Consider the following 26,959-nt stretch of genomic DNA (forward strand, 5'->3'; position numbering starts at 1 on the left):
GCGTCGCGCAGCGGGTGCTGGCCGGCGGCCAGCGCCGGGACCACCACCGCGTTCGTCAGCGCTACGGCGCCGGCCACCGACGCGTCGCGTGTGGCGAGCTCCTCGATGGCCAGTGTGCCGGTGAGCAGGTCAAAGCCTGCACCGCCCTGGGCCTCGGGCACCGCCAGGCTCCACAGCCCGAGGTCGGCCAGCGCTGTGGGCCACGCGCTCTGCGGGGCGTGGTCTCGGAGCGGGGCGTCGGCGCTGAGGCTCTCGTCGGCGAAGCGGCGCACCGTCTGGCGCAGGATCTGCTGATCTTCGGTGATCTCAAAGTTCATAACGGCTTTATCTCAACGTCAGGGAGGCCGGGGACGGCTCAGGCGTTTTTGCGCTCACATTCCTCGCGCACAAACGCGATGACTTCGGTGGTGGGCGTGCCCGGGGTGAAGATCGCGCGCACCCCGGCCGCTTTGAGCTCGGCGATGTCGGGCTCGGGGATGATGCCGCCGCCGAAGACGAAGATGTCGCCGGCGCCTTGCTCATTGAGCAGGCGCACGACCTCGGGCATCAGCGTGTTATGGGCGCCGGAGAGGATGGAGAGCCCTACGCAGTCGACGTCTTCCTGGATAGCGGTGCGCACGAGCATCTCCGGGGTCTGGTGCAGACCGCTGTAGATGACCTCGAAGCCAGCGTCGCGCAGCGCGCGGGCAATGACCTTGGCGCCGCGATCGTGGCCGTCGAGGCCAGGCTTTCCGATGAGCACGCGGTAGGTTGTGGGATGGGGAGCGTTGGCGTCGGACATAAGGCAACACCTTTTGAGCTAAAGCGGGGCGCTCAGGCCGCGCCGTTTCGAATCAAGTCACGGGCGATGACAACGCGCTGGATTTCGCTGGTGCCTTCGTAGATGCGGGTGACGCGTGCGTCGCGCACCAGCTTGGCCAGCGGGTGGTCGTAGGCGGCGGCCGCCGGTCCTACGAGCGCCAGGCACTGGCGCGCGACCTCGTTGGCGATCTCCGAGGCCATGAGTTTGGCCATGCTGGCCTCGCGCGAGAAGTTGGTCGAGCCGCTCTCTTTGAGCCAGGCCGCGCGCAGGGTGAGCTGGCGAGCGGCTTCGACGCGAGCGTGCATCATCTCGAAGGCGTCGGTGCTCTTTGCGTGCGCGCCCACGCCGGCCTCCGTGGCCAGCTCCAGCGCGGCGTCGGCGATGCCGATGGACTGGCTGGCGATGCCGATACGGCCACCATCAAGTGCCATCATCGCGATGCGAAAGCCCTTGCCGAGCTCTCCCAGGACCGCATCGGCGGGGATGCGCACGTCGTCAAAGGCGAGCGAGACGGTGTTGGAGGCGTGCTGGCCCATCTTCTCTTCGGGCGGTCCGACCGAGACGCCATCGAGGTTCGGGTCGACGATGAAGAGGGAGATGCCCTGGTCGTCGCCATCAACACTGGTCTGAGCCCAGACCAGAAAGACGCCGGCGTAGGCCCCGGAGGTGATCCAGGCTTTGGTGCCGTTGATGCGCCACCCCTCAGAGGTGCGGGTGGCGCGCGTGAGCATGCCAGCGGCGTCGGAGCCGCTTCCCGGCTCGCTCAGGCAAAACGAGCCGCTGGAGAACTCGCCGGAGGTCATCTTCGGCACCAACGCCTGCTTCTGCGCGTCGGTCCCAAAATACGCCAGGACCTCACCGACCATGTTGTTGACGGCCATGGTAACGGCGACGGCCGGGTCGGCTTTGGCCACGGCTTGCACAGCCAGGCTGTAGGCGACGACGCCGGCCTCAAGGCCGCCGAGATCTGCGTCGATGTTGACGCCCATCAGGCCGGCGTCGGCCAGGCGGCGAAGATCGTCGAGCGGGAACTCGGCGCTGGCATCGCGGGAGAGGGCGCGCGGGGCGATGTGCTCGCGGCAGATCTCGCGAGCCCGGGCCTGCACGTCACGTTGGGTCGGGGTAAGTTGCAGGTTCATGCGGAATTCGGCGCCTCAGCGCCCCTCGTAGGTGGGAGTGCGCTTCTCGATAAATGCCCTCATGCCTTCGGCGCGATCGTGGGAGTTCCACAGCCCGGAGAAGGCTTCGACCTCTTTCTGGTTGGCGTCGTCGATGGGCAGCTCGGCGCCCTGGACCATGGCCTGCTTGGCCGCTCGAATCGCCAGGGGGCCGCGGGAGGCAATGCTGCGCGCGAGCTCAATGACGGCGTCGAGGAAGCCCTCCAGCGGAAGTTTGTCGAGGGCGAGGCCGTAGGCCAGGGCGTCGTCGGCCGAGATGGTGCGCCCGGTAAAGACGAGCTCTTTGGCGCGCTGCCAGCCGATGCGACGGCCCAGGCGCTGGGTGCCGCCGAAGCCCGGGATGATGCCCAGGCCAACCTCGGGAAGCCCAAGTTTGGCCTTCTCGCTGACGTAGATAAGGTCGGCGGTTAGCGCGAGCTCCAGCCCGCCGCCGAGCGCAAAGCCGTTCACGGCGGCGATGACGGGGACCGGCAGGTTGCTCAGCTCGCTCATCGCGCGATGCCCGAGGCTGGAAAACTCGTAGGAGGCCTCCTCGCTCATATCGACCATTGCCGCGATGTCGGCGCCGGCGACAAAGGCGCGGCCCTCACCGGTGAGGATGAGCGCGCGCAGGGAGGCGTCGTCTTTGAGCGAGAGCGCCGCGTTCAGAAGATCGCTAAGCACCTGCGCGTTGAGCGCGTTAAGCTTGTCGGGGCGGTTGACGGTCAGGAGGGCGATGCCGCCGTCGAGCCGTTCGAGTTTCAGGGTTTCAAACGTCGTCATGCTCGCTCCTTTCAAGCGTTGTAGTTGTAGAAGCCGCGGCCGCTTTTACGACCGAGCCAGCCGGCCGTCACGTAATTGCGCAGCAGCGGGCACGGGCGGTACTTGCTGTCGCCCAGATCCTTGTGCAGCACCTCCATGATCGCCAGGCAGGTGTCCAGGCCGATGAAGTCGGCCAGGGTCAGCGGCCCCATCGGCTGGTTGGTGCCGAGCTTCATAGCGGTGTCGATGTCTTCGACCGAGCCGACACCTTCCATCAGCGCGTAGACCGCCTCGTTGATCATGGGCATCAGGATGCGGTTGACGATGAATCCGGCGTAGTCCTGGGCGAAGACGGTGGTCTTGCCCATCTTCTCGGCGACGGCTTGGACCGCGGCGCTGGTCTCGTCGCTGGTCGCCAGGCCTTCGATGAGCTCGACGAGCTTCATCAGCGGCACCGGGTTCATAAAGTGCATGCCCACGACCTTATCGGGGCGCGTGGTGGCGCCGGCGATCTGCGTGATCGAGATGCTGGAGGTGTTGCTGGCCAGAATGGCGTGCTCCGGCGCGATGGCGTCGAGCTTTTTGAAGAGCTCGAGCTTGATGGCGAGGTTCTCGACGATGGCCTCAATGATGAGGTCGCTCTCCGAGAAGTCCTCGATCGAGGTCGTGGTTTTGATGCGCGCGAGGGCCTGATCGCGATCGTCGGCGCCGAGACGCTCTTTGCTCACCAGCTTGTCGAGGCTTTTGGTGATCGACGCGATGGCGGCGTCGAGCGCGTCCTGGTTAAGATCGGAGATGATCACGTCAAAGCCGGCGACCGCGGCGACCTGCGCGATGCCGTTGCCCATCTGACCTGCGCCCACCACACCAATCGATTGAATCGTGCTCGACATACGTCCTCCAGCTAAAAAGTGTTGGCAGATTGCCCGGTTGATTGCCCCGCGCTGCGGGGCGCGCCGATTCGATAGCACGGCGAGTTTTAAAGGGTCAAATCACCGCCCCTTGACTGGCTGGTCAGCGCCGGTGGGCTGTGCGATAGTCAAGGCACGAGACTTTCTTCGCTGAGTGACCTTGAACACGGGTTTCTGGATGGCCATTTGCCCGAACTGCAAGACCAGGGTGGACGAGACCTTTGCGCCGTGCCCCTCGGGCGACGGGTTCTTTGCGATTGAGGAGGATGAGCACGCCAGCCACCCCGACGATCGCCTGCTGGGGCGGCGGATCGGGGAGCGTTTTATCGTCGCGGCGATCCTGGGTAGCGGCTCGATGGGTTATGTTTATAAAGCGTATCAGGCGCAGGTCGATCGCATGGTGGCGCTGAAGGTTTTTCACGCCGAGAAGGTCGAGGGCACCCTGATGGGGCAGCGCACGGCCAACTCCAGCGGTCGCGGTGGCCAGGACCGTTTTGCGCAGGAGGCGCGGGTGCTTGCCAAGCTCTCGCACCCGAACTGCGTGACGCTCTACGACTTCGGAGTGAGCGACGATGATCGTTTTCTGTACATCGCCATGGAGCACGTCGCCGGGGTCTCGCTACGAAAGGCGGTGCGGCGGGGGCTGAAGGTCGACGCCATCCTGGAGATCGTGCGCCAGATCCTGATGGCGCTGCGCGAGGCGCACTCCCTGGACATTGTGCACCGCGATTTGAAGCCGGAGAACATCATCCTCTCATACCGGCGCTCCAGCGATGAGCAGATCGTCAAGGTGCTCGACTTCGGGATTGCCAAGCTCCTGCAGCAAGATCCGGAGTCGGCGCGCACTGCGGTGGGGCTGCTCTTCGGTACGCCGGCGTACATGAGCCCGGAGCAATGCCGCGGGGAGTCGGACATCGGTCCTGCCACCGACATCTACGCGCTGGGCTGCATGCTCTATGAGCTCGTGTGTGGGAAGCTGCCCTACGTCTCGAAGTCGCCTCAGGAGATGGTGCGCATGCATCAGCTCGAGCCCATTCCCGACCTCGAGCCTCGCGTGGGGCTGACGGTGCCCGCCGGGTTGGAGACCTTTGTGCGCACGTGCATGGCCAAGCCCCCTCAGGATCGCTACGCCGACGCGCACGCCGCGCTGGTGGCGTTCGAGTCGCTGGCGGGCAAGAGCTCCGGGCAGGCGCTGCGTGTGAGCGCCCCGGAGGGGGGCGCGCGCCGAGGGAGGGTGATGGTTCCCGGCGATCGCATCATCGGCAACAACGTCGACCCCACCGTCGACCGCGTCGCGCCGGCGGGGCTTTCGGCCCGGGCGGTCAGCGCGCAGCCTGCAGCGCCAGCCGGCGGCGTTCGAGATACCGCCCGGGGTGAGGCCGGCAAAAAGGGCTCCTCGCGGTCATCGTTTGCGATGCTGCGTCAGGGGAACAACGCGCTTGTGCTCATCGCGCTGAGCGTGGTGCTGATCTTCTGCGCGTTGCTCTTTACCTACATTTACCTCTCGACGCGCGGGTAGGATCAGCCTGTGACGCGCAGCACGATCTTGCCGGTGGTCTGGTTGGAGGCCAGGAGTCTGTGAGCTTGATCGGCCTCTTCGATGGGCATGACCGTCTCGATAATCGGGCGAAGTTCCCCGCTGGCGACGTGGGGCCACACGCGGGCTTTGAACGCGTCTGTGATCGCTTCTTTTTCAGCGAGCGTGCGGCTGCGGAGCACGGAGCCTTTGACCTGAAGGCGCTTCATAAGAAGACGCCCCAGCGAGAGCTCGGCGCTCGCGCCGCTGAGCAGCCCGATGAGGATGAGACGGCCGCCGGTGGCGAGGCTTTTCAGGTTGGCGTCGAGGTAGTTCGCGCCCACCGGATCGAGGATCACGTCGACGCCGCGCCCCCCGGTCAGCTCGCGGATGACCTCGGAGAAGTCTTCGCTGTGGCGATCGATGGCGCGCTCGGCGCCCAGCTCCAGGATCGCATCGAGCTTTGAGGCGCTGGCCGTGCCAATCACCGGGTTGCCTGTGAGACGACACAGCTGCAACGCGGCCGTTCCTACCCCGGAGCCAGCGGCGTGAATCAAGGCGCGCTCGCCCTCTTTGAGCTCGCCTTCGAGGTAGAGGTTGAGAAAGGCTGTGTAGAAGACCTCCGGGAGCGCCGCGGCCTCTTCCATGGAGAGTGTCTCGGGCAGGGGCAGGAGCAGGGAGGCTGGAGAGGTGACGTATTCGGCATAACCTCCGCTGGTGAGCAGCGCGCAGACGCGATCGCCGATGGCGACGTTGTAGACGCCTTCGCCCACCGCGACGACTTTGCCGGCGGCTTCCAGCCCCATGATCGTGCTGGCGCCGGCGGGCACCGGGTAGCGCCCGCGGGCCTGCAACAGGTCGGCCCGGTTGACCGCGGTGGCATGCACTCGAATCAAAACCTCGCCGGGGCTCGGTTCAGGGCGCGGGTGTTCGGTCCACAGGAGGCGTGGGGTGTCCGAGGTGCTCTCGACAGCGATCGCGTTCATCATAGCCTTGCTCATCGGGGTGGGGAGGTTAATGTGGGCGCGCCTGACCTTAGCAGAGCGTGCACACCTTGAAACGAGCTACAACCTGAAGGGAGACTTCATGCGTGTGGTGATCACCCACAGCAACGCCGATTTTGACGCGCTGGCAACCCTCATCGCGGTGACGCGCCTCTGGCCCGATGTTCAGGCCTGCCTTGCCGGACCGATAAGCCCCTCGGTGAAGCGCTATCTGGCCCTGCATAAGGATAGCCTGGAGCTCGTTGCCCTGGAGGCATTGGAGGGGGAGACAATCGACGAGCTGATCGTGGTGGATACGCGCGCTCGAAATCGGCTCAAGCCCTACGCCACGCTTCTCGAGAAAGCGCAGCGCGTGGTGGTCTTTGATCACCACGCGCCCTCCGCGGATGATGTGGTCGCCGATGAGGATGTGATCGAGCCGGTGGGGGCGTGTGTCACGCTGATCTGCGAGCGTCTGGAGGAGGCCGGGGTCTCGCTCAGCGTGGGCGACGCGACCCTTATGATGTTGGGGCTCTACGCGGACACCGGGCGATTGTCGTTTGGGAACACCAGCACGCGAGACATCCTGGCGGCGGCGTACCTGCGCAAGCAGGGCGCGCGCCTGGAAGTGGTCAACCGCTACCTTCAGCAAGAGTTCACTGCCGACCAGCAACGACTTCTCGTGGAGGTGATGGGCACGGCCCGGGAGGTCGAGCGGGAGGGCTTGCGCCTGGCGCTGGCGAGCCATGTTGGCGAGGCCTACGTCAAGGGCGCGGCGGTGGTGGTGGAGCGGGTGCTGCAGCTGACCGGGGTCGACGCGCTGGTTCTGGTGGCGCAGCAAAACGGCTCGAAAACGGTGCAGGTGATCGCGCGCAGTAACACACGTCATCTCGATGTGGCCGCGCTGATGGGCGAGTTTGGGGGCGGAGGCCACCCGGCGGCGGCCGCGGCGAAGATCAAGCCGGGGGAGGCCTCCGAGGTGGTGCCTGTGATTTTCGAGATGTTGCAGAGCTGGCCGGTCGACCCGCTTGATGTCGCCGATGTCATGAGCTCGCCGGTGCAAACGGTGGCGCATGATACGACGCTCAAGGAGTTTCGACGTTGCCTGGAGCGCTGGGGCGTGCATGGCATGCCTGTGGTGCGCGATGGCGAGGTGGTCGGCGTGGTATCAGGCCGCGATGTGGAGCAGGCGGCCAGGCGAGGCGATTGGGAGATCCCGGTGGCTGGCTTTATGAGTCAGCGCGTGATCAGCGCCTCGCCGGACGAGCCGCTCAGTGAGGCGCTCAAACGGATGACGGAGCACGATATCGGTCGACTTCCTGTGCTGGATGAAGGCGTTCTGGTGGGGATCATCTCGCGAAGCGATGCGCTGCGCCGACTCTACAGCGAAGACGCCGAATAGGCTTGCGCCGCCTTGCCACGCTTTTATACCTTGCCCCTTCACCTTGAGCGCGCTCGTCGCGCCTATCACGCCCGAATCGAAGTCAGGAGATGTTCATGGCCCCCAAGCGTCGCCGTAAGAAAAAAGAGAGCGCCCAGCGTCACCGCGAGGCCGAGCAGTCCAAGAAGTTCATGATGTTGCTGCTGGTGCTTGGCGCGCTCTTCTTGCTGGGCTTTATCGTGCTGCAGCTGGTGGCGGCCTGATCCTCAGTCCGTCTCCGACTCCATCGCCAGGGGGAGCTCTTCGTTGGGGGCGAGGTCGCGATTGATGAACTCGGCGACCTCACCGAGGAAGCGTTTGCGCTCCTGGCCGCTGCGGAAGTCGCGGCTGGTGACGTCGATCTCGAGCACGTCGAGGCCGTATTTGCGGCGCGCCACCTGGGCGAAGGTCTCGTAGTAGCCGTTGAGGCCGCGCAAGAAGTCGCTGGTGATGCCGCGCTCCTCTTCGCGCCCGCGCTCGGCGATGCGTTTGAGCAAGACACGGGTATCCGGCGTGTGCAGCAGGATGACCTTGTTGGGCTGACGGATCGAGTGGTTAAAGCGCTTGAAGAAGTCGAAATAAAGATCGAGCTCGTTGTCCGTCATGTGCCCCAGACCGTGCAGGTACTTGGCAAAGATCTCGGGGTCTTCGATCAGGGTGCGGTCCTGGACGCAGGAGGCGCGCATGCGATCGATCTGGCCGTGGTGCTCGACCCGACGCAGCAGAAACTCCATCTGCAGGGTGAAGCTCCAGCGGGTCATGTCGCCGTAGTAGTTACGCAAAAAGCGGTTGTCGACGACCGGCTCATGGAAGAGCTCGCAGCCAAAATGGCGGGCGATAATCTTGGCGGCGGTGCTCTTGCCGGCGCCAATGTTGCCGGCCAGCGCGATAAAATGACGGGGGGACGTGGTCATGTTCAACTCAGCATTCACAGGGGAAATCATTGCCTGAATCGGCGGCAGTGTAGCCGGCGTCAGGCGTGACGCAAGAATGTGGTGGGCCCGCGGTGCAACCAGCGCCAGGCGGTCACCAACCCGATGAAAGCGGCGAGCTCCAACCACCCTGCGGCCGCAAAGGTGCGTGAGGCCGGAGCCACATCGAGCAGCCAGCCTCCGAGCCCCGCGCCCAACGCGCCGCCCAACCCGAAGACCACCAGGTAGAGGGCTCCCTGGCCGGTGGCGCGAACTTCCGGCGGGATACGTCGGTCGAGGATCGCCATCATCGCCACATAGAAAGCGCCGTAGCTGAAGGCGTGCCCGAGCTGGGCAGCCAGGATCACCGGCAGGCTTGTGACGTAGGCGGTGATGAACCAGCGCAGCGCGGTCAACACGATGCTCAGCGCGAAGAGGGGCAGGGGATTGATGCGTTTGAGAAGTCGCGGGGCCATCGCAAACGCGACGATCTCTGCGGCGATGCCCACACCCACGGCCAGTCCGGGGCTCCACGCGGGGAAGTCGCGCTCTTCGCAGAGAAAGACCAGAAAGAGGTTGTAAGGCATCTGGGAGGCCCAGTGCAGCGCGGCGATGGCAAAGATCACCACGAGTGGCGCGCGCCACAGCTCTTTAAAGAGGCTCCAGTCCGGTCGCGGGCGAGCGCGGCGACGCTCGCCAGGGGGAAGTCCGAGCGTGGCCAGGGCGGTGAGCGCGGTCGCGATCACCAACGCCCAGGGCGTCATCGCCGCGATCTCGGCGTGCGTGTAAGACAGCCCGAGCGCCGCGGCACCGAGCGCGGCCACACCAAAGCCGGCCGAGCCGAAAGCGCGAAGACGGGAGAATCCCTCCGCGCCAGCCGCTCGGAGGGTGAGCGCGTCGATCAGGGGGAGGGCGCAGCCCGCCGTCAACGCGTACGCGACCAGCACCCCGAAGAGCGCCAGGGGAGCCGAGACGAAGGGCAGGGCAATGACGGCGACTACACCGCTCACCAGCAGCGCACGCGTGGTCGCGGTGAGCCGATCGTGGCGGTCGGCGAGTGTGGCCCACAGGGGGCTGGCGATGCTCTGGGCGATGGTGCGGGCGGCGAAGATCGTGCCGATCATCGCGCCGCTCAACCCCAGCGCCTCAAAGTGGCGGGGGAGGTAGGTGAAGATCAACACGGTCGCCAGGCTGGTGGCGTAAATCAGGGCCAGAGAGCCTGCGCGGGCGCCCCCGAACTCGTCTTCAGCGTTGGGGAGGGAGGTCATGAGGCTCGAGCTCGCGCAGGCGCGCGGCCATCTCAGGGAGGGACTCGACGAGGTGTCGAAGCAGGTAGCTCTGCATCACGAAGGTCGTAGAGAAGACCAAAAAATGCAGGTGGGCATCACCCAGCCCGGGGACAAAACGCGTCAGGCCATGCTGGCTGCTGCCCGAGCGATCCAGGCGTTGGGAGATCTCTCGCAACGCGCTGGTTGCCCGCGACGATGTGGCGGGCTTTGCCGGGTTGAGCCCTTCGCCGGTGGCCATCGTGGCCAGCGCCCGGAAGTGCTCCGGAATGGGGGCTGCGGCGATGTAGTCCTGCCTGGCCGCGACGCTGCCGGAGGCCGGTGCGGGGGAGTCGGTGGCGAGCTCGGTCAGACTCACCAGAAGTTCGAGAAGTCGTTGGCCGGCGCGATCTTTGAGCCGCTCGATCTCGTCGGCTCCCCAGGTCTCCGAGGCCTGCGGCGGTGCCAGGGGGGAGAGCAGCGCAGCCGCCCGGGTGATGGCCTCCAGAAAGGCCGGGTCCTGAAACATGGGGCTGAGCATCAGCCGGGTCATCACCGCTTCGCGCCCGTACTCCGCGTCGAGCCAGTCGAGGAACTCGAAGAAGAGCGCGGCGTTGGGGTCCAGGGCGAAACCGCGCTCCATGCCCCACTGGGCGAAGCGGGCCAGAGCTCCCTGAATGGCGGTGATTTGCTCCGGCTGGATCATCTCGTGGGCGAGGCGTTTGGCGATCTTCTGGCCGGCCTTTTGAACGCGGGCGCCCATCTTTCGCGCCCCGATCTTCCCGACTCGCCCCAGCGTGCGGACAGCGCGGGGCGCGGGGATTCGCGCCAGGAGGCCTTTTTCTTCGGGGTTCTCGTCCATAAAAAAACTCGCCGCCTCAGCGGGGTCGAGCGCGCTGCGGGCACGTCATTTGCTTTGCGATCAGTAAAACGTGCCTAGAGTTGGCGCGTCGTGGATGCGCCTCCCGGCTGGCACGCGAAGGTTGACGCCATCGCGCTGGCGCGCCAAAAGGGAGGTGCACGATGTTAGCCACGGGGCAAGTTGTCAACGAGCGAGCCACGCTCAAAAGAGTGGACGCCTCGGATCGAGGCCCAGGATAAAATTATGTCGCAAGAACAAGAGAATACTCCCCAAGAGCCGATGGAAAAGAATCAGGATCTGGCGCTGTTGCCTTTGCGCAACACGGTGCTCTTTCCGCAGGTGGTTGTGCCGCTGGCGGTGGGACGCCCCAAAAGCGTGCGCCTGATCGAAGACGCCGTCAAAAATGAGAAGCCGATCGCGGTGCTCACCCAGCGCAACGCAGAGACCGACGATCCGGTCGCCGGCGACCTCTATGAGATCGGGACGGTCGCTCGCATTCTCAAGGTCGTGAAGATCGCCAACGACAACTACAGCGTGATCATTCAGGGGCAGAAGCGCATTCGCCTCAACGAGATCACCCAGGAAGACCCCTACTTCATCGGGAACTTCGACGTGCTGGAGCCCGAGGCTGAGCTCAGCGCGGAGCAGCAGGTCGAGATTGAGGCGCTCTTCCTCAACCTGAAGAGCACGGCCAAGCAGGTCGTGAAGTTCATCCCGGAGATGCCCAAAGAGGCCTCCCAGATGGTCGACGGGGTCAACGATCCCGGCCAGCTCTGCGACTTCGTGGTCGCCAACATGGAGAACACGCCCGAGGAGAAGCAGGCCATCCTGGAGACGGTCGATCTCAAAGAGCGTCTCACCAAGGTGGTCACGCTGCTTGCGCGCCAGCTCGAAGTACTTCGGGTCAGCGACAAGATTCAAAGTCAGATCAAAGAAGAGATCGACAAGAATCAGCGCGAGTACTACCTGCGCCAGCAGCTCAAAGCGATCAAAGAGCAGCTCGGCGAGCTCGATGGTGAGGGCGGTGACCTCGAAGACATCGCTCAGGCGATCGAAGAGGCGAACCTGCCCAAAGAGGTCGAGGAGGTCTGCCGCAAGCAGATGAACCGCCTGCGCATGATGCAGCCTGCATCCAGCGAGTACGGCGTCACGCGCACCTACCTGGAGACGTTGCTGGATATCCCCTGGAGCAAGTCCACCGAGGATAAGCTCAACATCCAGGAGGCGCGCACGATCCTCGATGAGGACCACTACGACCTCGACAAGGTGAAGAAGCGCATCATCGAGTACCTGGCGGTGCGCAAGCTCAAGAATGACATGAAGGGCCCGATCCTCTGTCTGGTCGGTCCTCCCGGCGTGGGTAAAACCAGCCTGGGGCGCAGTGTGGCACGGGCGCTGGGGCGTAAGTTCGTGCGCATCAGCCTGGGCGGCGTGCATGATGAGTCGGAGATCCGCGGGCACCGTCGCACCTACGTCGGCGCGCTCCCCGGGCGAATCGTGCAGGCGCTTCGTAAGGCCGGCACGAACAACCCGGTGTTCATGCTCGACGAGGTCGACAAGATCGGGCGCGACTTCCGCGGTGACCCCTCCGCGGCGCTGCTGGAGGTGCTCGACCCGGCGCAGAACCACAACTTCTCCGATCACTACATGGAAGTGCCGGTCGACCTCTCCAACGTCCTCTTTGTGGCGACGGCCAACCAGCTCGACACCATCTCGGCGCCGCTTCGCGACCGTATGGATGTGATCGAGATCCCGGGCTACACCGCTCAGGACAAGCACCACATCTCGCGTCAGTACCTCATCCCCAAGGCGCTGGAGTCGCACGGGATCACCGAGGAGAACCTGCGCATTGATGATGAGGCGCTCGATATCATCATCCGTAATTACACCCGCGAGGCGGGCGTACGTAGCCTGGAGCGACGCATCGCGGACATCGCGCGTGGCGTGGCGGTCAAGGTTGCCGAGAACCTCGGCAAGTCGGAGGAGGAGAGCCAGGAGGTCAGCATGACGGTCGCTCCTGACGATATCGCCGACTACCTGGGACCGGAGCGCTACCAGTACGAGGTCGCTCAGCGCACCTCTTCGCCGGGTGTGGCCACCGGGCTTGCCTGGACGGCCGCCGGCGGTGACATCCTCTTTATCGAGTCGACGCGGATGCCGGGTAAGGGCGAGCTCGTGCTCACCGGGCAGCTGGGCGATGTGATGAAGGAGTCGGTGCGGGCCGCGCTAAGTTACATCCGCAGCCGCGCCGAGGACTACGAGCTCGCGCCGAACTTCATGCGCGAGAACGACATCCACATTCACGTGCCGGCCGGCGCCATCCCCAAAGATGGGCCTTCGGCGGGTATTACGATGTACATCTCGCTCCTGAGCCTTTTGACCGGCGTGAAGGTGCGCAGCGATGTGGCCATGAGCGGTGAGATCACGCTTCGCGGCAATGTGCTCCCGGTCGGTGGCATCAAAGAGAAGGTCCTTGCGGCGCACCGCTCCGGCATCAAGCGCATCATCCTGCCGGCGCGCAACAAGAAGGACCTGATGGACGTCTCCGAAGACATCCAGAAGGAGCTCGATTTCCACTTCGTCGAGCACGTCAGCGTGCTGCCGGAGCTGGTCTTCGAGGAAGGCACCTGGACCATCGGTGGAGAGAAAGCCTCCGGTGAGGCCAGCGCCGAATAAGGCCGCAGAGACACGATGTAGCGCATAAAAAAGGCCGCCCGTTGAGGGCGGCCTTTTTTGTGTCGCGCGTCTTGCAAGACGCGCTCAGCGGAACTCGACTTCCATGATCTCAACGACGCGATCGCCGCCCGGAGCTTTAATGACCGACTCGTCGCCGACGGTCTTTCCGATCAGCGCGCGGGCGATGGGGCTGGCGTACGAGATCTTGAGCTCCTTGATGTCGGCCTCATCGTCGCCCACGATCTGGTAGGTCTTCTCTTCGTCGGTATCTAAGAAGAAGACGGTGACGAAGGCGCCGAAGATCACACGGTCGCCGCTGAGCTCGTCGGTGTCGATGACCTGGGCGTGAGCGAGTTTGCCCTCGATCTCGCGGATGCGGCCCTCCACAAAGCCCTGCTTGTCTTTGGCGGCGTGATACTCGGCGTTCTCCTTGAGGTCGCCGTGGGCGCGGGCTTCTTCGATCTCTTGAACGATGCGGGGGCGCTGAACTTTTTTGAGGTTCTCGAGCTCTTCGCGAAGTTTGCGATGGCCGTCGACGGTCATGGGGATCTTCTGCATGGGTTGCCTCATGAGCAGCAGGACACGAGCGCGCGCGTCGAAGGACGTGGCGCCGTGCCTTAGAAATAAATGCCCCCATCGTGGCGAACCAGGATGGGGGGCGGCTTGTTTAAAAGAGTCGCGATGCGCCTCAGCGGCGTGTCGCTAAGACGAGTATGGGACAGCCCGGCAAATAGATCAACGGGCAGTCTTCGCGCCGTGCAGCTCCTGGATGGAGTGCACCGTGGGCGAAGCCTTGGCCAGCGCGCCGAGCGCACCCACCGCGCTGCGCGCGGCGGCGAGCGTGGTAAAGTAGGTCATGCCGAGCTGCAGCGCGGCGCGGCGGATGGTGCGGCTGTCGTGGACCGACTGGCCCCCCACGGTGGTGTTGATGACGAGGTCGACCTCACCGTTGATCATAGCGTCCACGATATGAGGCTGGCCTTCGCGCACCTTGTTGATGGGGGTGACCTGGAGGCCGTTCTGCTCCAGGTATGCCGCCGTGCCGCGTGTGGCGATCAGCTTAAAGCCCAGCTCGCTCAAACCACGAGCCACCGGCACCGACGCCCATTTGTCGTCATCTTTGACGCTGATAAAGACCGTGCCGCCGGTGGGCGGCGCGTTGCCCCCGCCGACCTGAGCTTTGTAGAAGGCCATCTCGTAGCTGGGGTCGATGCCCATGCACTCGCCAGTGGAGCGCATCTCGGGGCCCAGCAGGCTGTCGACCTCCGGGAACTTCGTGAAGGGGAAGACGCTCTCTTTGACCGAGAAGAAGCTCGGGACGCGCTCCTCGGTAAAGCCCAGCTCCTCAAGCGACTCGCCGAGCATGGCGCGCGCGGCGATCTTGGCCAGCGGGCGGCCGATGGCTTTGGAGACGAAGGGGATGGTGCGGCTGGCGCGGGGGTTGACCTCGAGCACGTAGACGTTGCGGTCCTGGACGGCGAACTGCACGTTCATCAGTCCGACGATCTTCAACTCTCTGGCCAGGCTCAAGGTCTGCTCGCGAATGGTGCGCAGCACGACCTCGGGGAGATCGTGCGAGGGGAGGGCGCAGGCCGAGTCGCCGGAGTGAACGCCGGCCTCTTCGATATGCTCCATGATGCCGCCGACCACCGCCAGGGTGCCGTCGCTGACGCAGTCGACATCGACCTCGACGGCCTGGCTCAAGAACTTATCGAGGAGCACCGGGTTGTCGGGGGACTCGGACTGCGCGCGCAGAAAGACCTGCTCGAAGCTCGGCGCGTCGTAGACCACCTCCATCGCGCGGCCGCCGAGCACGTAGCTCGGGCGCACCATCATCGGAAAACCGATCTCGGCGGCGGCCGTCTGTGCCTGCTCCCAGGTCATGACGGTGCGGGCCTGGGGCTGCTTGAGTTCGAGCTTGTTGACGATGGCGTTGAAGAGCTCGCGGTCCTCGGTGCGGTCGATGGCCTCCGGGGAGGTTCCCAGCACTTTGATGCCCAGCTCGGTGAGAGCGGCGGCGAGTTTGAGGGGGGTCTGGCCGCCGAACTGAAGGATGACGCCTTCGGGCTTTTCGATGTCGATGATGGCCAGCACCGTCTCCAGGGTCAGCGGCTCGAAGTAGAGGCGGTCGCTGATGTCGTAGTCGGTGGAGACGGTCTCCGGGTTGCAGTTGACCATGATGGTCCGGTAGCCAGCCTCGCCAAGGGCCATGACCGCGTGCACCGCGCAGTAGTCGAACTCGATGCCCTGGCCGATGCGGTTCGGACCGCCGCCCAGGATCATGACGCCCGGGCGATCATCGGGCTTCGACTCGCAGCTGCCGGTCTCATAGCTGGAGTAGAAGTAGGAGGTGACGGCCTCGAACTCGGCGGCGCAGGTGTCGACCTGCTTAAACGTCGGTGCCACGCCGAGGGCGATGCGATGCTCGCGCACCTCACGCTCGCTGCGTCCGAGGATGCGCGCGATGTCGGCGTCGCCAAAGCCGTAGCGCTTGGCCAGGAAGATGTCTTCGTCGGCCGGCCAGGCGTCGTCGGGCGCCGCGGCCAGGAGCTGCTCGACCTCCACCACCTGCTGAAACTGATCCAGGAACCAGGGGTCGATACGCGAGTAAGTGTGGACCGTCTCGATCGTGAGTCCGCGGCGCAGCGCCTCAAACACGTACCAGGGACGGCGCGGGGTGGGACGGCGAAGGTGAGGCGCGAAGAACTCCTCGATCTGCGCCGGGGTGGCGTCATCGACCGGTGTGTCGATGTCGGTAAAGAGGCCGCTGTCGCGTTGCTCCAGGCTGCGCAGCGCTTTGAGGTAGGCCTCCGGGAAGGTGCGCGCGATGCTCATCGCCTCGCCCACCGACTTCATCTGGGTGGTGAGGGTGTCGGAGGCGTCGGGGAACTTCTCAAAGGCAAAGCGCGGGATCTTGACCACGGTGTAGTCGAGCACCGGCTCAAAGGCCGCGGCGGTCTTTTTGGTGATATCGTTAAGAAGCTCATCGAGGGTGTAGCCCACCGAGAGGAGCGCGGCGATCTTGGCGATGGGATAGCCGGTGGCTTTGCTGGCCAGGGCTGAGGAGCGGGAGACGCGCGGGTTCATCTCGATGACCACGCGGCGGCCGGTCTGCGGGCAGACGCCGAACTGGATGTTGCAGCCGCCGGTCTCCACGCCGACGGCGCGGATGATGCGCAGCGCGTCGTCGCGCATCGCCTGGTATTCGCGATCGGTCAGGGTCTGAATGGGGGCGACGGTGATGGAGTCGCCGGTGTGCACACCCATCGGGTCGACGTTTTCGATGCCGCAGATGATGACGACGTTGTCGTTGCGGTCGCGCATCAACTCAAGCTCGTACTCCTTCCAGCCGAGCAGGCTCTCATCGATGAGCACTTCGCCAGTCGGACTCTGGGAGAGGGACCATTTGACGTATTCGGCGAACTCTTCGCGGTTGTAGGCGATGTTGCCGCCGCTGCCGCCCATGGTGAAGGAAGGGCGCAGGATGGCCGGGAATCCAACGCGGGCCTGAATCTCCCAGGCCTCCTCAAGCGAGCGGGCCACCCCGGCGGCGGGCTGGTCGACGCCGATGGCGCGCATGGTGTTGGCGAACTCTTCGCGATCTTCGGCGCGGTTAATCACCTCGGGTTTGGCGCCGATGAGTTCGACGCCCAGGCGATCGAGGGTGCCGTCTTTATGCAGCGACATCGCGATATTGAGCGCGGTCTGTCCGCCCATGGTGGGGAGGACGGCGTCGGGGCGCTCTTTTTCGAGCACGCGCGCGACAAACTCCGGAGTGAGTGGCTCGATGTAGGTGGCGTCGGCCAGCTCCGGGTCGGTCATGATGGTGGCCGGGTTGGAGTTGACCAGGATCACCCGAAAGCCTTCTGCGCGCAGAGCGCGAATAGCCTGGGTGCCCGAGTAATCAAACTCGGCGGCCTGTCCGATGACGATGGGCCCGGAGCCCAGGATGCAGATCGACTTCAGATCGTGACGGCGTGGCATGGCGCACTCCTAAATCGCGTGTTGCGGGGCAAATTTGGCCCCGGGACGCGCGGACTATGCCAAAACCCACCGTCGATGCAAAGCGCCTGTGCGCGTCAATCGCATCGTCGGACGTCTCGTTTCAGACGTCGAACTCACCGGCCTCCAGCCGGTCCCAGTAGGAGATGAGGGCGGCGCGGATCTTCCCGGAGAGCAGCACGGCGCCCAGGATGTTGGGGAAGGCCATCGAGAGGATCATCAGGTCGGAGAAGTCCAGCACGTTGCTCAGGCTGGAGACCGAGCCCAGGAAGACGAAGAAGAGGAAGATCACCCGGTAGATCATCGAGCTGTTGGCGCCGAAGAGAAAGCTCCAGCAGCGCTCGCCATAGTAAGACCAGGAGATCATGGTGCTGAAGGCAAAGAGGATCACGGCGATGGAGAGGATGTAGGGGAACCAGCTGATCACGGTCTCAAAAGCAGCCGAGGTCAGCGCGACGCCTTCGAGCCCGGCGGTGGCCGGGTCGGCGTAGACACCGGTAATGACCACGACGATGCCTGTCATAAAGCAGACCACCAGGGTGTCGATGGCCGGCTCCAGAAGCGCCACAAAGCCTTCGCGTACCGGCTCTTTGGTGCGGGCGGCGGAGTGGGCGATGGCGGCCGAACCCACGCCAGCTTCGTTGGAGAAGGCCGCGCGCTGGATGCCAACAATCAGCACGCCGACCAGGCCACCCAGGCCCGCTTTCGGCGCAAACGCTTCACCGATGATGATGCCCACCGCGTGGGGGATCATCGTGACGTTGCTCAAGAGGATGTAGAGCGCGGCGGCGACGTAGATCACACACATCGCCGGGACGATCTTCGAGGCGACCTTGCCGATGCTCTGAATGCCGCCGATGATGACCATACCGACCAGCAAGGCGATGACGATGCCGTAGAGCCAGCTTCGGGGCTGCACGCCGCCCTCGACCGGGGCTTCATTGAGGGCGGCGACGCCTACCGGGACGTTCCAGTTTACCTGGCGGCCCTCGACGCGTGCCAACTCCAGGGTCGAGATCGTGCCGGCGGCCACATCGAAGCGATGCCCGGAGTCGGCGGCCACAACATCCAGCGTGAGGGTCCAGCGGCCGTCCTCGCCGCGGGTCCAGTCTTCGGTGCCGATCTCGAGGCGTTCTGCCGGGTTGAAATAGAGGACGTCTTCGGTCTCCAGCGGGGAGGGGGCTGAGAAGCGGGCGAGGTGCCGTGCGTAGGCCATTTCCATAGGGGCTTCGCTCACCAGGGTGACTTCGCCGCGGGCGCGCTCGCCACCAAACCAGGGCACCAGGTTGGCCATCGCGGCAAAGCTCTGGTTGGCCTGGAACATATTGCCGCCCCCGAACGAGCCCCCGATGCAGAGCACCGCGAAGATCACCGAGAGGTAGCGGCCGAGCACCGGCCGTCCAATCTCGGCCAGGCCGTCGCGCAGATACACCATCGGGCCACCCTGAACCGCGCCGTTGGCGTCGACCTTGCGGTACATCTGGCCCAACGTGCATTCAGCGAATTTGCTGGTCATGCCGAAGATCGCCGCGGCCATCATCCAGAAAACCGCACCGGGCCCGCCAATGCCTACGGCGATGGCGACGCCAGCGATGTTTCCCAGGCCCACGGTGGCCGAGAGTGCGGTCGAGAGGGCCTGAAAGTGGGTGACTTCCCCGGGGTTGTTGGGATCGTCGTATTTGCCGGCGACGACTTTGATGGCGTGGCTGACGCCCCGCAGGTTCACAAAGTCAAAGCGGAAGGTGAAGAAGATCGCGCCGCTGATAAGCACCAGCACCACCAGCGGGATCTGATTGAGAAAGGACCAGATGCCAGCCAGAAGGCCGGGGACCGTCCCGAAAGGGATGGCGGCCATCGCGGAAACAATGAGGCCGAAGCGCTGATCGATCTTGTTGAGGTCACCGCCGCTGGACACACCAACGGCGACGCTGACCAGAATGATCAGCCCGATGATAAGGGCGTAGCGCTGAGTGGGCTTCAGAAAGGGCTTCATGGATGACCTTCGAGCAAGTGCACGCGGAGCACCGCGACGACGGTCAGATCTTCTCGCTCAGGAGAAGTACGGACACCCGGGCTGGACGTCGGCCCTATCGAGGCGCGTCGGCACAGTCGTTGTCGACCGCGGTGCAAAAAAACCGGAATGGACTCGATGGTTTATCACCGCGGGGCGCGATCAGGCAACCTCGCTGCACCCAGGCCAGGTGCCTGGGTGTTTTTTTGAAGTGTTGCTTTAAAAAGATCTGAAGTGCCACGCGAAGTATGCGCGGATGCTCCCGTAGAGAGGGAAGTCCTGGGGAGCGGTCAGGGGGGCGTGCAGGTCGATGGCGACCCCCAGCGATCGCTCGCGGCTGTAGCGATAGTCCGCCCCCAGGGTGGCGCGAAGGCCCAACCGCTCCCCGGCCGGGGCGCGCTCGGAGGTGGGGCCGGTGGGGTAGAAGACGCCGGCCAGCCCTACGTAGGGGACGTAGGTGAAGACATCCAGGGCGTAGCGCGCCTCCAGCGCGAGGGCGCTGACGAGCAGGGCGTCGAAGCTCTCTTCACCGTCAATTTGGGAGGGGTGGTAGGAGGCGGCCACGTCCACGCCCACCTTCCAGAAGTCGTCGAGCTGCAGGTTGGCGCCGAGCTGCAGGCCCGGGCCCCACCGCCCCAGTGCGGTGGGCGCGGGGTTCAGCACGTTGTTCAGTCCGGCGCCGGCCCAGAGTTGGCCTTCCCAGGCGTGCGCCTCACCCGGGCACGCGAGGGTGAGGAGGCCTGCACAAAGGAGCGCAAGAGAGGTGGTCCGAGGAGCCGAGGGGGGGCGGGTCGTGCCCCGGGAGTCAGGCATGCGATGGGGTCCAATTTAAAGGGGAAGCGATGCGTTGCATAGCTCGTGTGGTCTGCGTTGACACCTCATGGTGCCCTGCATATAGTCCGCACCCATTCGTTTCCGGCGACGCCCGAAACGAGAGCCCGATGAGGCCTCGTGGGTACGGATTCCCGAGGTTGCGCGCGGCGCGATTGAGCGGGCTCAGGTTAAGGAGAGAAGAGATGGCGATCAAGATTAAGAAGCAGGGTGAGGCGCCCGAGCCTGAAGAGCAGGAAGGCCTCGATGAGTTGGAGACCGCAGCCGCACTTGGCGCGGGCACTGGCGAGGACCTGGATGCGTTTGAGCGGACCACGCTGCAGGCGACCGCCTGGATCGAAGACAACCGCAGCGTGGTCTTCGGCGGCATCATCGCCGTGGTTGTGGCGGTGTTGGGCGTGATCCTGGGCCTTCAATATATCGAAGGGCAGCAGGTTGAGGCCTCCAGTCGCCTGAGCAAGGGGCTCGCCGCCTATGAGTGGTACGTGGAAGGCTCTCCGGAGCTTGAGGCCATCCGTGGTCAGGAAGGGCTTGCCGAGCCGACCAATATCTTCGAGAGCGAAGACGAAAAGTGGCAGAAGATCTACGATGCCGCCGCGTCCACACTGGCTGATTTTGATCGTGGCCCGATCGCTGCAGACGCTCGCCTGACCCAGGCCGCGGCGGCTTTTCAGCTTGAGAAGTTGGAGGAAGCCGAGGGGCTCTACCGTCAGGTGCTCGATGGCGAGGCCAGCGAAGCGATGAAGGTGATGGCGCAGGTGGGTCTTGCGAACACGCTCTCGGCCCTGGAGAAGACCGATGAGGCCGCGACGGCCTGGGACGCTGTGGCTGAGAAGGCCCCGGAGCGCGCGCAGTTTGCGCAGTACGAGAAGGCGCGCATGCTCGACCGTGCCGGCCAGTCCGACCAGGCCAAAGAGCTCTACCACAAGATCCTGGAAGACGATCCCGAGTTCACCTTTAAGTCGGAGATCGAACGCCGCCTGGCGACGCTTTAAGGCAACGCTTGAGACGACGAGCGACGATTCTCGAAGAGAGTAAGCGGACGTGACCAAAGTAACCGTTAAGGTTGGACGAGCGTGGCTGGTGGCCGCGCTCGTGTCGTTTATGGGGACCGGGTGTGCGATGGGGCCGGCGCAGCCCACCGGGCTCGACTCGGTGGAGCAGCCCACAGCGCGTGTGAAGGTGGAGTGGCGTGTGCCCCTCTCCTCGGATCGCCCCTGGGAGATCAACCCCAGGGAGTTCGGCAAGCCCGTGCTCGCGCCTGGTGGTGATCTCGTGGTGGGCGCCAGTGATGGCTACGTCTATCGGGTGCGCACCGACAGTGGTGAGGTGGTCTGGTCGAAGGACCTCGGCGGTGCGATCGACGCGCCTGTGACGCTCGCGGATGGTTTTGTCTATGTGGCCAGCGCCCGCGGGAGTTTGCATAAGCTGAGCTGGGAGCGTGGCGAGGAGATCTGGCGCGCCGAGGCCCGGAGCACCTTCGAGGCGCAGCCTGCCGTGGGCCAGGGGCTTGTGGCGGTGACGGACAGCGCCGATGTGCTCTACGTTTTTGATGAAGTGAGCGGTGAGCTGGTGTGGGATTACCAGCGTCGCCAGCCCGACTTCTTCACTATTAAAGGCGGCGGCACGCCGGTGATCTCGGGGGACCGCATCTATTGCGGGTTTGCCGATGGCCACCTGGTCTCGCTCTTTGCGGATAGCGGCGAACTCGACTGGGCGGCCAACCTGGGTGACGCCTCCCAGGAGTTCGGCGATGTGGACCTGCCGGTGATTGAAGACGGTGAGTTACTCTACGCCGTCTCTTATGCCGGGGGCATCTACGCGGTGGAGAAGTCCAGCGGCGCGCTGATGTGGCGTCAGGATATTGAGAGCGTGGCGGACCTGATCATGCAGGGCCCCTGGTTGCTGGGCGTCTCGGCGACAGGGCACGTCTTCGCGCTCTCGAAGAACGACGGTGAGCCGGTGTGGCGCTTTCGGATGCCCGATGAGCAGTCCCCCGTGGCGCTGAGCACCACCGGGCCGCTCTTGAGCGTGGCCACGGCCTCGGGGCCGCTCTACCTGGTGCGGACACGCGATGGGCGTCCGGTCACAAGGTGGAACCCGTCCTCGGGTTTTCAGCGGGCGCCGGTCTACGACAGCGTGCGCGGCTACACCCTCTCCAATCGCGGGTACCTGTACGGGTATCGCCTGGCGTATTGAGGGCGAGCGCGGCGCGCCGCATCTGAGAGCAGGAAAAAGGCCCGGCGCGTGGATGCGTGCCGGGCCTTTCTCGTTCTCAGCGCGTGGCGTGAGGATCAGCGTCTTACGTAGTAGAGCGTGTGCACGGGGATGCCTTTCTGCAGGATCTTGACCTCGCGCGTGGTGCGCGGAAAAGGCTCGGTCGGCATCTGCTCAAAGGGAAGGTGCTCAAACTCGGGGTGTGCGTCGAGGACTTCGCGGAAGTCGTCGGCGAGTGTGCCGACGTCGGTGCGAAGCCAGAGCTTTGCGCCCGGGTGCATCTTCGAGGCGAAAAGGTCCAGGGTGTGCGGCTGGATGATGCGACGCTTGCGGTGGCGCTTCTTCCACCACGGGTCCGGAAAGAGGATGAAGAGCTCCGAGAGCTGGCCTTCTTCCAGAAGGATGGGGATGGCCATGGTGGCGTCGGCCTGCAGCAGGTCGGCGTTTTTGACGCCGTGCTCCAGCAGGTTCTCTTTGCCGAAGTCCACGTACTTTTTGCGCCACTCGATGCCCAGGTAAAAGCGCTCCGGATGGCGCTGGGCGAGCTGACGCAGGAAGTTGGCGCGGTTTGAGCCGATCTCCAGCGAGACGCGCTCAGGCAGGGGGCGCTCCACAGCGAAGGTGCGGATACGCGTGAGCATACGATCGTAGTTCTCTTCGATGACGTCATCGAAGCGAAGCGACAGGTCAGCCACGGGGTAACCTCAGCAAGTGGCAAAAAGATCAAAAAGGGAGAGGGGCAACGTCGCGGCTCAACGCGTTGAGGCGCAGCGTGCCGAAAGGGTGTGGACTTTTAGAGCGCGATCGTCAAGCCATCACGTGCGGCGAAGGACTCGGCAAAGAGGCTCTTTCCGAGCGCGTCAATCGCATCGAGGTCGTCGTCGGTGCTCTTGGGGTCGTGATGGAAGAGGCAGAGGCGTTTAGCCTGAGCCTGCCTGGCGAGCTCGGCGGCGATGGCCACCGTGGAGTGTCCGTAACCCTGCGTGGGCGCGGGCATCGAGGTGTAATGGGCCTCGGTGTACATCGCGTCGTGCACGATCAGGTCGGCGCCGCGGGCGAACTCGGCCAGGCGGCGGTCGCCGTGTACGTAGCCCTCGGTGTCGGTGGCGTAGACGAAGGTCTTGGAGCCGGCGATGACCTTATACATATTCACCCCGGATTTGGGGTGGTTGTAGCCGCGCAGGCAGTGAACCTCCAGCTCGACCTGCTCCGGATCCGGGAGCAGGTGGGCCTGGCTGGGGTGGGTGGCGCGCACGAGCAGGGGTTCGGGGCGGTCGTGCAAGAAGTAGACGCGGTCGACCTCGCCGATGTCATAGAAGTGCTTGAGCGCGGTCATCTCGTTGAGCGCCACCGGGTAGTAAGGGGAGCGGATGAGGTCGTGAATGGTCTCCTCAAAGCTCTGCTGGCTGCCGTAGCGCGGACCGAAGAGATGCAGGGTCGCGTCGGGGATGTAGACCGGCGGGAAGTAGGGCAGGCCGATGAGGTGATCGAAGTGGGTATGTGAGACGAAGATGCTGGTGTGGATGGGGCGCTTGTTGGCAAACGCCTCTTTGACCAGCGCGCGGCCGTACTCGATGATGCCGCTGCCTGCGTCGAAGATGATCTGGCGTTGGCCTGCGCGAAAGCTCACGCAGGAGGTGTTGCCGCCGTAGCGCGTAAACTCCTGGCCGCAGACCGGATAACTTCCACGAGAGCCGTGAATGGTGACAGATACGTCGGAGGTCATGGTACAGACTCGAGCTGCGAGAGGTTGGGGGCGCGCAAAAGCGACATCAGCAGACGATGTCGGGGTGACGTCGGACTATAACAACCGGCAAAAAATAGCGTCAAGAAGGGCAGCCGGGAACACCGGGTCTAAGGCCGCGCGTGAGGCGTTGAAACGAGGGTGGCGAGGCGCTCGCGTGGGTGGTTTTGAGGGCCGTTGTGCAGCGCTGAGGCGACGATGGAATTGATGGTCGAGGCCGGGGGATGGCCGGCCGGCAGCGCGATGATTGGCGTTGGCGTGTGGGTGATGTTTGCGCTGTGGTGGCGTGGGCTTTCCAGGGAGGGGGAGCGGGTGGAGACGCGCCTTGTGAGCTTTGGCGCGATGATGGGCGGTGGGCTCGTCGCCGGGGTGGGGGTGGGCAGTTGGCTGGGAGGGGGGGCGTCGTCGCTGGGTGCTCTTTTGGGCGCCGGCGTGGTCGGCGCGGCCGCCTGGTTGACGACTACAGATACGCAGAGGCGCGCAGACTGGCTGGCGGCTGCCCTTGTGGCGGGGTTTGCGGGGCTCGCCGTCGCGCGCATCGGGTGCGTGTTTGAGGGGTGCGATTTTGGTGGGGTCCTGCCCGAGGGCGAGGGGCTCTTCGTACAGCGCCATGCCGCAGGGACGGCGGCTTGGGAGCTTCAGGTGCTCACAGGGCAGCTCGGCGCGGGAGCGGCCTGGAGCAGGCCTACGCTTCCCTTCGCGCCGATGATGGTCGCGACCTTTGCGCTGGGCGCGTTGGGCACAGCGATCGCCAGGCGACGTTGGGGTTCGCGCTCGGGCGGCGTCGCGGCCGTCGGGAGTGTTACCCTCGCGCTCGCGGCGTGTGTCGAGCTGACGCGAGCGACCGAGAGTGTGTCGCGTCGGCTTGGAGCGATTCCCTGGAGTGTGATGCTTTACGCTGCAGGAGCGCTGACCTTGGCCCTGATCGCGCTTCAATGGTGGCGAAACGGTCGCCGCGCGCTTAGGATAGCCCCGGAGTAAGCGGGCTCGAAGAAAGCCCCGGGCATCGGGCAAGAGGCAGTGATGAACGACGTGGTGATGGTGGTCGATCCAGAGTTCGGGCGAGGCGCCCTGGAGAGCGCGCGCCAGGCGATGGCGTCTGCCGGGCTGCAGGCGGCCTTTGTCTCGGCGGCCGAGGTGTTGGGTGCAGCGCCCGACGTCGAGGCGGTCATCGCCCCCACCCGGTGTGCGGCGACGTTGCGGGCGCTCGCCGGGTTGCGCGAGTCGGGGAAGGCCAGCTTTGTGCTACTGGCGACGATGACACCGTGCAATCTGGCGAGCTTTGCGACGCTGCGGGATGTGGCGATCGATGGGGTGGCGCTCGAAGATGAGAACCTCGGACCGGACCTTCTCTTACGCATTGAGCTGGCGCGATCTGGCGAGCCCGACGCGAGAGCGGCGGTGCAGCGCTATCGCCAGCTGGAGCGGGAGTGCCGCGACCTGCTGGGGTTGATGAGCCTCTCACCCGCGGCAAGCGCGGCGCGGGATGCCGATGAGGTGCTGCGCTCGATGATGACCCTCTGGCACAGCGTCTGCGCGTCGGGCTACATGGCCTACTGGGAGTGGCGTGCTGGCGAGGCGCGCTGGGAGCTTCTGGCGGAGCTTGCAGCCGGTGCGATGGTGGTCAAACCCGGGCGTGAAGAGCGCTATTCGGGGCGCGGGAGCGAGGGGGACACGGGCCGGGTCAAGCTGGTCGAGGCGCCGGAGCAGGACGCGACATTCTTGCGCTGGGCGCCCTCCTGGCGCGCGGCGTCCCGGGGCACCTCGGGGCGCGCTGCGCTGGTTCATATGGCGACATCGGCGTCGGGGCGTGGGCTGCTTGTGCTGGGTGACCTGGCCACAGATCCAACCCCGCTGCTCTCGCGGGAGGCCGTGCTGCAATCGCTGGGGTCTCAGCTCAGCGCGGCGCTCACGCGGGCCCAGCACCATACCGAGGTGGAGCACGCCTATCAGGAGCTTAAGCGCACTCAACGCCAGCTCGTGCACGCCGAGAAGTTCGCGGCGATGGGGTTGCTCTCCGCGGAGATCGCCCACGAGATCAACAACCCGGCCAGCTTTGTCATCTCGAACCTCAGCGTGCTGGAGGATTACAGCCGCTCACTGACCGAGTACATCGAGCAGACGGAGACGCTCACTCTGGAGCGCGCGCCGCTGGTCGCGCTGGAGCTGCGCGCGCTGCAGGAGCAGCTGGACCTGAAGTATATTCTCGGAGATCTTCAACAATTGCTTGAGCGAAGTCTGGCGGGGATGCAGCGCATCCACCAGATCGTGCGCGACCTTCGCCTGATGGCCCATGAAGGCCCCCATGAGCCGGGCTGGGTGCAGCTGGCGCAGCTTGTCGATGGGGCGCTCACCCTGGTGCGCCACGAGGGGCGCCGGCGCGCCGAGATCGAGGTGGATCTGCACGACGCGCCCGAGGTCTACACCGACGCCAACCGTCTGAGTCAGGTCGTGCTGAACCTTGTGGTCAACGCGCTGCAGTCGATCGAACCCGGCGCTCCGGATGTGAACCGGGTGCGGATTTTTGCCGTGGCCGACGAAGAGGCCGATCGCATCGCGCTGCACATTACCGACACCGGCACCGGCATTGAGCCCGAAGCCCTGGAGATGATCTTCGAGCCCTTCTTCACCACCAAAAAGCCCGGCACGGGCACCGGCCTGGGGCTCTCAATCTCCCGCGATCTGGTGCGTAGCTTAGGAGGGGAGCTGCGTGTGCAGAGCACCCCGGGCGAAGGCACCATGATGAGCATTGAGCTGCCCATTCGCGCGCCCAAATTTCGCAAGCCGGAGCGTATGGGCGAGAGCGGCACGTTTGAGCTTCCATCGAGCGATGAGATTGAGCTGGCACGCCAGCGCTGGCGCGCCGCCGCCCACTTCGAGGAGTAGATC

23 protein-coding genes are annotated in these 26,959 nt (G+C 64.8%); 8 read left to right on the forward strand and 15 right to left on the reverse strand.

Annotation, left to right across the window (positions count from 1 at the left end; translation table 11 throughout):
* The 5 genes from FRC96_RS19705 to FRC96_RS19725 all read right to left on the reverse strand — a co-directional run.
* Window positions 1–317 (reverse strand): acyl-CoA dehydrogenase family protein (locus FRC96_RS19705; protein ID WP_146977118.1); only part of this gene is annotated, 317 nt, incomplete at its 3' end.
* A gap of 38 nt (window positions 318–355) precedes the next feature.
* On the reverse strand, window positions 356–781 hold the full coding sequence (locus FRC96_RS19710) for a cobalamin B12-binding domain-containing protein (protein WP_146977120.1): 426 nt from the start codon (window positions 779–781) through the stop codon (window positions 356–358).
* 32 nt (window positions 782–813) lie between these two features.
* Window positions 814–1,941, reverse strand: a complete 1,128-nt coding sequence (locus tag FRC96_RS19715) for an acyl-CoA dehydrogenase family protein (protein ID WP_146977122.1) — start codon at window positions 1,939–1,941, stop codon at window positions 814–816.
* A 15-nt stretch (window positions 1,942–1,956) separates the two neighbouring features.
* A complete protein-coding gene (locus FRC96_RS19720) occupies window positions 1,957–2,742 on the reverse strand; it encodes an enoyl-CoA hydratase/isomerase family protein (protein WP_146977124.1) in 786 nt (261 codons plus the stop codon).
* 11 nt (window positions 2,743–2,753) lie between these two features.
* Window positions 2,754–3,614, reverse strand: coding sequence for a 3-hydroxybutyryl-CoA dehydrogenase (locus FRC96_RS19725; protein ID WP_146977126.1), 861 nt, complete (start codon window positions 3,612–3,614; stop codon window positions 2,754–2,756).
* 178 nt (window positions 3,615–3,792) lie between these two features.
* On the opposite strand from FRC96_RS19725, the gene FRC96_RS19730 reads away from it, so the two are divergent.
* Window positions 3,793–5,151 carry a serine/threonine protein kinase gene (locus FRC96_RS19730; protein WP_146977128.1) on the forward strand — a complete coding sequence of 453 codons (1,359 nt, stop codon included), beginning with the start codon at window positions 3,793–3,795 and terminating at the stop codon, window positions 5,149–5,151.
* A 2-nt stretch (window positions 5,152–5,153) separates the two neighbouring features.
* Here the strand turns inward: FRC96_RS19730 and FRC96_RS19735 are convergent, their stop codons facing one another.
* The gene (locus FRC96_RS19735; protein ID WP_230470496.1) at window positions 5,154–6,137 is read right to left on the reverse strand and encodes an NAD(P)H-quinone oxidoreductase; all 984 of its coding nucleotides are present in this window, start codon (window positions 6,135–6,137) and stop codon (window positions 5,154–5,156) included.
* A gap of 97 nt (window positions 6,138–6,234) precedes the next feature.
* Here FRC96_RS19735 and FRC96_RS19740 point away from each other — a divergent pair, with 97 nt between their 5' ends.
* Entirely contained in the window at window positions 6,235–7,533 is a 1,299-nt protein-coding gene (locus FRC96_RS19740) for a CBS domain-containing protein (protein WP_230470497.1), read from the forward strand.
* 95 nt (window positions 7,534–7,628) lie between these two features.
* Window positions 7,629–7,775 (forward strand): hypothetical protein, encoded by a 147-nt coding sequence (locus tag FRC96_RS22490; RefSeq protein ID WP_230470498.1) that lies wholly within the window; start codon window positions 7,629–7,631, stop codon window positions 7,773–7,775.
* 3 nt (window positions 7,776–7,778) lie between these two features.
* Here FRC96_RS22490 and FRC96_RS19745 read toward each other — a convergent pair whose 3' ends face one another.
* Genes FRC96_RS19745 through FRC96_RS19755 form a run of 3 tightly spaced genes read right to left on the reverse strand, consistent with a single transcriptional unit; the run spans window position 7,779 to window position 10,589 of the window.
* Window positions 7,779–8,465, reverse strand: a complete 687-nt coding sequence (locus FRC96_RS19745; RefSeq protein ID WP_115602728.1) for a deoxynucleoside kinase — start codon at window positions 8,463–8,465, stop codon at window positions 7,779–7,781.
* A gap of 59 nt (window positions 8,466–8,524) precedes the next feature.
* Window positions 8,525–9,730, reverse strand: a complete 1,206-nt coding sequence (locus FRC96_RS19750; protein WP_146977134.1) for an MFS transporter — start codon at window positions 9,728–9,730, stop codon at window positions 8,525–8,527.
* Window positions 9,708–10,589, reverse strand: coding sequence for a hypothetical protein (locus FRC96_RS19755; RefSeq protein ID WP_146977136.1), 882 nt, complete (start codon window positions 10,587–10,589; stop codon window positions 9,708–9,710). The genes FRC96_RS19750 and FRC96_RS19755 overlap by 23 nt, the downstream gene beginning before the upstream one ends.
* A gap of 243 nt (window positions 10,590–10,832) precedes the next feature.
* Between FRC96_RS19755 and lon the strand changes: the two genes are divergently transcribed.
* Entirely contained in the window at window positions 10,833–13,265 is a 2,433-nt protein-coding gene (gene lon, locus FRC96_RS19760) for an endopeptidase La (protein WP_146977138.1), read from the forward strand.
* 84 nt (window positions 13,266–13,349) lie between these two features.
* Here the strand turns inward: lon and greA are convergent, their stop codons facing one another.
* The 4 genes from greA to FRC96_RS19785 form a co-directional block, all read right to left on the reverse strand.
* Window positions 13,350–13,823 (reverse strand): transcription elongation factor GreA, encoded by a 474-nt coding sequence (greA, locus tag FRC96_RS19765; protein ID WP_146977140.1) that lies wholly within the window; start codon window positions 13,821–13,823, stop codon window positions 13,350–13,352.
* Window positions 13,824–14,000: 177 nt separating this feature from the next.
* A complete protein-coding gene (carB, locus tag FRC96_RS19770; protein WP_146977142.1) occupies window positions 14,001–17,249 on the reverse strand; it encodes a carbamoyl-phosphate synthase large subunit in 3,249 nt (1,082 codons plus the stop codon).
* Between the two features lie 121 nt (window positions 17,250–17,370).
* The gene (locus FRC96_RS22495; RefSeq protein WP_230470499.1) at window positions 17,371–19,260 is read right to left on the reverse strand and encodes an alanine/glycine:cation symporter family protein; all 1,890 of its coding nucleotides are present in this window, start codon (window positions 19,258–19,260) and stop codon (window positions 17,371–17,373) included.
* Between the two features lie 237 nt (window positions 19,261–19,497).
* Window positions 19,498–19,941, reverse strand: coding sequence for a hypothetical protein (locus tag FRC96_RS19785; protein ID WP_146977143.1), 444 nt, complete (start codon window positions 19,939–19,941; stop codon window positions 19,498–19,500).
* A 353-nt stretch (window positions 19,942–20,294) separates the two neighbouring features.
* On the opposite strand from FRC96_RS19785, the gene FRC96_RS19790 reads away from it, so the two are divergent.
* Both FRC96_RS19790 and FRC96_RS19795 read left to right on the forward strand, forming a co-directional pair.
* On the forward strand, window positions 20,295–21,104 hold the full coding sequence (locus FRC96_RS19790; RefSeq protein WP_230470500.1) for a tetratricopeptide repeat protein: 810 nt from the start codon (window positions 20,295–20,297) through the stop codon (window positions 21,102–21,104).
* 88 nt (window positions 21,105–21,192) lie between these two features.
* Window positions 21,193–22,308: a PQQ-binding-like beta-propeller repeat protein gene (locus FRC96_RS19795; protein ID WP_146977147.1), complete on the forward strand. Its 1,116-nt coding sequence runs from the start codon at window positions 21,193–21,195 to the stop codon at window positions 22,306–22,308.
* Between the two features lie 95 nt (window positions 22,309–22,403).
* Here FRC96_RS19795 and trmB read toward each other — a convergent pair whose 3' ends face one another.
* Both trmB and FRC96_RS19805 read right to left on the reverse strand, forming a co-directional pair.
* Window positions 22,404–23,021, reverse strand: coding sequence for a tRNA (guanosine(46)-N7)-methyltransferase TrmB (trmB, locus tag FRC96_RS19800; protein WP_146977149.1), 618 nt, complete (start codon window positions 23,019–23,021; stop codon window positions 22,404–22,406).
* A 98-nt stretch (window positions 23,022–23,119) separates the two neighbouring features.
* Complete coding sequence (locus tag FRC96_RS19805; RefSeq protein WP_146977150.1) at window positions 23,120–24,052, reverse strand: MBL fold metallo-hydrolase; 933 nt, start codon at window positions 24,050–24,052, stop codon at window positions 23,120–23,122.
* A gap of 216 nt (window positions 24,053–24,268) precedes the next feature.
* Between FRC96_RS19805 and FRC96_RS19810 the strand changes: the two genes are divergently transcribed.
* Together FRC96_RS19810 and FRC96_RS19815 are read left to right on the forward strand one after the other, a co-directional pair.
* Window positions 24,269–25,051: a hypothetical protein gene (locus tag FRC96_RS19810; protein WP_146977152.1), complete on the forward strand. Its 783-nt coding sequence runs from the start codon at window positions 24,269–24,271 to the stop codon at window positions 25,049–25,051.
* 42 nt (window positions 25,052–25,093) lie between these two features.
* A complete protein-coding gene (locus tag FRC96_RS19815; protein ID WP_146977154.1) occupies window positions 25,094–26,956 on the forward strand; it encodes a sensor histidine kinase in 1,863 nt (620 codons plus the stop codon).
* The last annotated feature ends 3 nt before the right edge of the window (window positions 26,957–26,959 follow it).

The sequence above is a fragment of the Lujinxingia vulgaris genome, assembly GCF_007997005.1.
Lineage (GTDB): Bacteria > Myxococcota_A > Bradymonadia > Bradymonadales > Bradymonadaceae > Lujinxingia.

What these genes read in the sequence shown, in the direction of transcription:
- FRC96_RS19710 (WP_146977120.1), bottom strand. Translation starts at nt 781, where the DNA reads ATGTCCGACGCCAACGCTCCCCATCCCACAACCTACCGCGTGCTCATC.
- FRC96_RS19715 (WP_146977122.1), bottom strand. Translation starts at nt 1,941, where the DNA reads ATGAACCTGCAACTTACCCCGACCCAACGTGACGTGCAGGCCCGGGCT.
- FRC96_RS19720 (WP_146977124.1), bottom strand. Translation starts at nt 2,742, where the DNA reads ATGACGACGTTTGAAACCCTGAAACTCGAACGGCTCGACGGCGGCATC.
- FRC96_RS19725 (WP_146977126.1), bottom strand. Translation starts at nt 3,614, where the DNA reads ATGTCGAGCACGATTCAATCGATTGGTGTGGTGGGCGCAGGTCAGATG.
- FRC96_RS19735 (WP_230470496.1), bottom strand. Translation starts at nt 6,137, where the DNA reads ATGATGAACGCGATCGCTGTCGAGAGCACCTCGGACACCCCACGCCTC.
- FRC96_RS19740 (WP_230470497.1), top strand. Translation starts at nt 6,235, where the DNA reads ATGCGTGTGGTGATCACCCACAGCAACGCCGATTTTGACGCGCTGGCA.
- FRC96_RS22490 (WP_230470498.1), top strand. Translation starts at nt 7,629, where the DNA reads ATGGCCCCCAAGCGTCGCCGTAAGAAAAAAGAGAGCGCCCAGCGTCAC.
- FRC96_RS19745 (WP_115602728.1), bottom strand. Translation starts at nt 8,465, where the DNA reads ATGACCACGTCCCCCCGTCATTTTATCGCGCTGGCCGGCAACATTGGC.
- FRC96_RS19750 (WP_146977134.1), bottom strand. Translation starts at nt 9,730, where the DNA reads ATGACCTCCCTCCCCAACGCTGAAGACGAGTTCGGGGGCGCCCGCGCA.
- FRC96_RS19755 (WP_146977136.1), bottom strand. Translation starts at nt 10,589, where the DNA reads ATGGACGAGAACCCCGAAGAAAAAGGCCTCCTGGCGCGAATCCCCGCG.
- lon (WP_146977138.1), top strand. Translation starts at nt 10,833, where the DNA reads ATGTCGCAAGAACAAGAGAATACTCCCCAAGAGCCGATGGAAAAGAAT.
- greA (WP_146977140.1), bottom strand. Translation starts at nt 13,823, where the DNA reads ATGCAGAAGATCCCCATGACCGTCGACGGCCATCGCAAACTTCGCGAA.
- carB (WP_146977142.1), bottom strand. Translation starts at nt 17,249, where the DNA reads ATGCCACGCCGTCACGATCTGAAGTCGATCTGCATCCTGGGCTCCGGG.
- FRC96_RS22495 (WP_230470499.1), bottom strand. Translation starts at nt 19,260, where the DNA reads ATGAAGCCCTTTCTGAAGCCCACTCAGCGCTACGCCCTTATCATCGGG.
- FRC96_RS19790 (WP_230470500.1), top strand. Translation starts at nt 20,295, where the DNA reads ATGGCGATCAAGATTAAGAAGCAGGGTGAGGCGCCCGAGCCTGAAGAG.
- FRC96_RS19805 (WP_146977150.1), bottom strand. Translation starts at nt 24,052, where the DNA reads ATGACCTCCGACGTATCTGTCACCATTCACGGCTCTCGTGGAAGTTAT.
- FRC96_RS19810 (WP_146977152.1), top strand. Translation starts at nt 24,269, where the DNA reads ATGGAATTGATGGTCGAGGCCGGGGGATGGCCGGCCGGCAGCGCGATG.
- FRC96_RS19815 (WP_146977154.1), top strand. Translation starts at nt 25,094, where the DNA reads ATGAACGACGTGGTGATGGTGGTCGATCCAGAGTTCGGGCGAGGCGCC.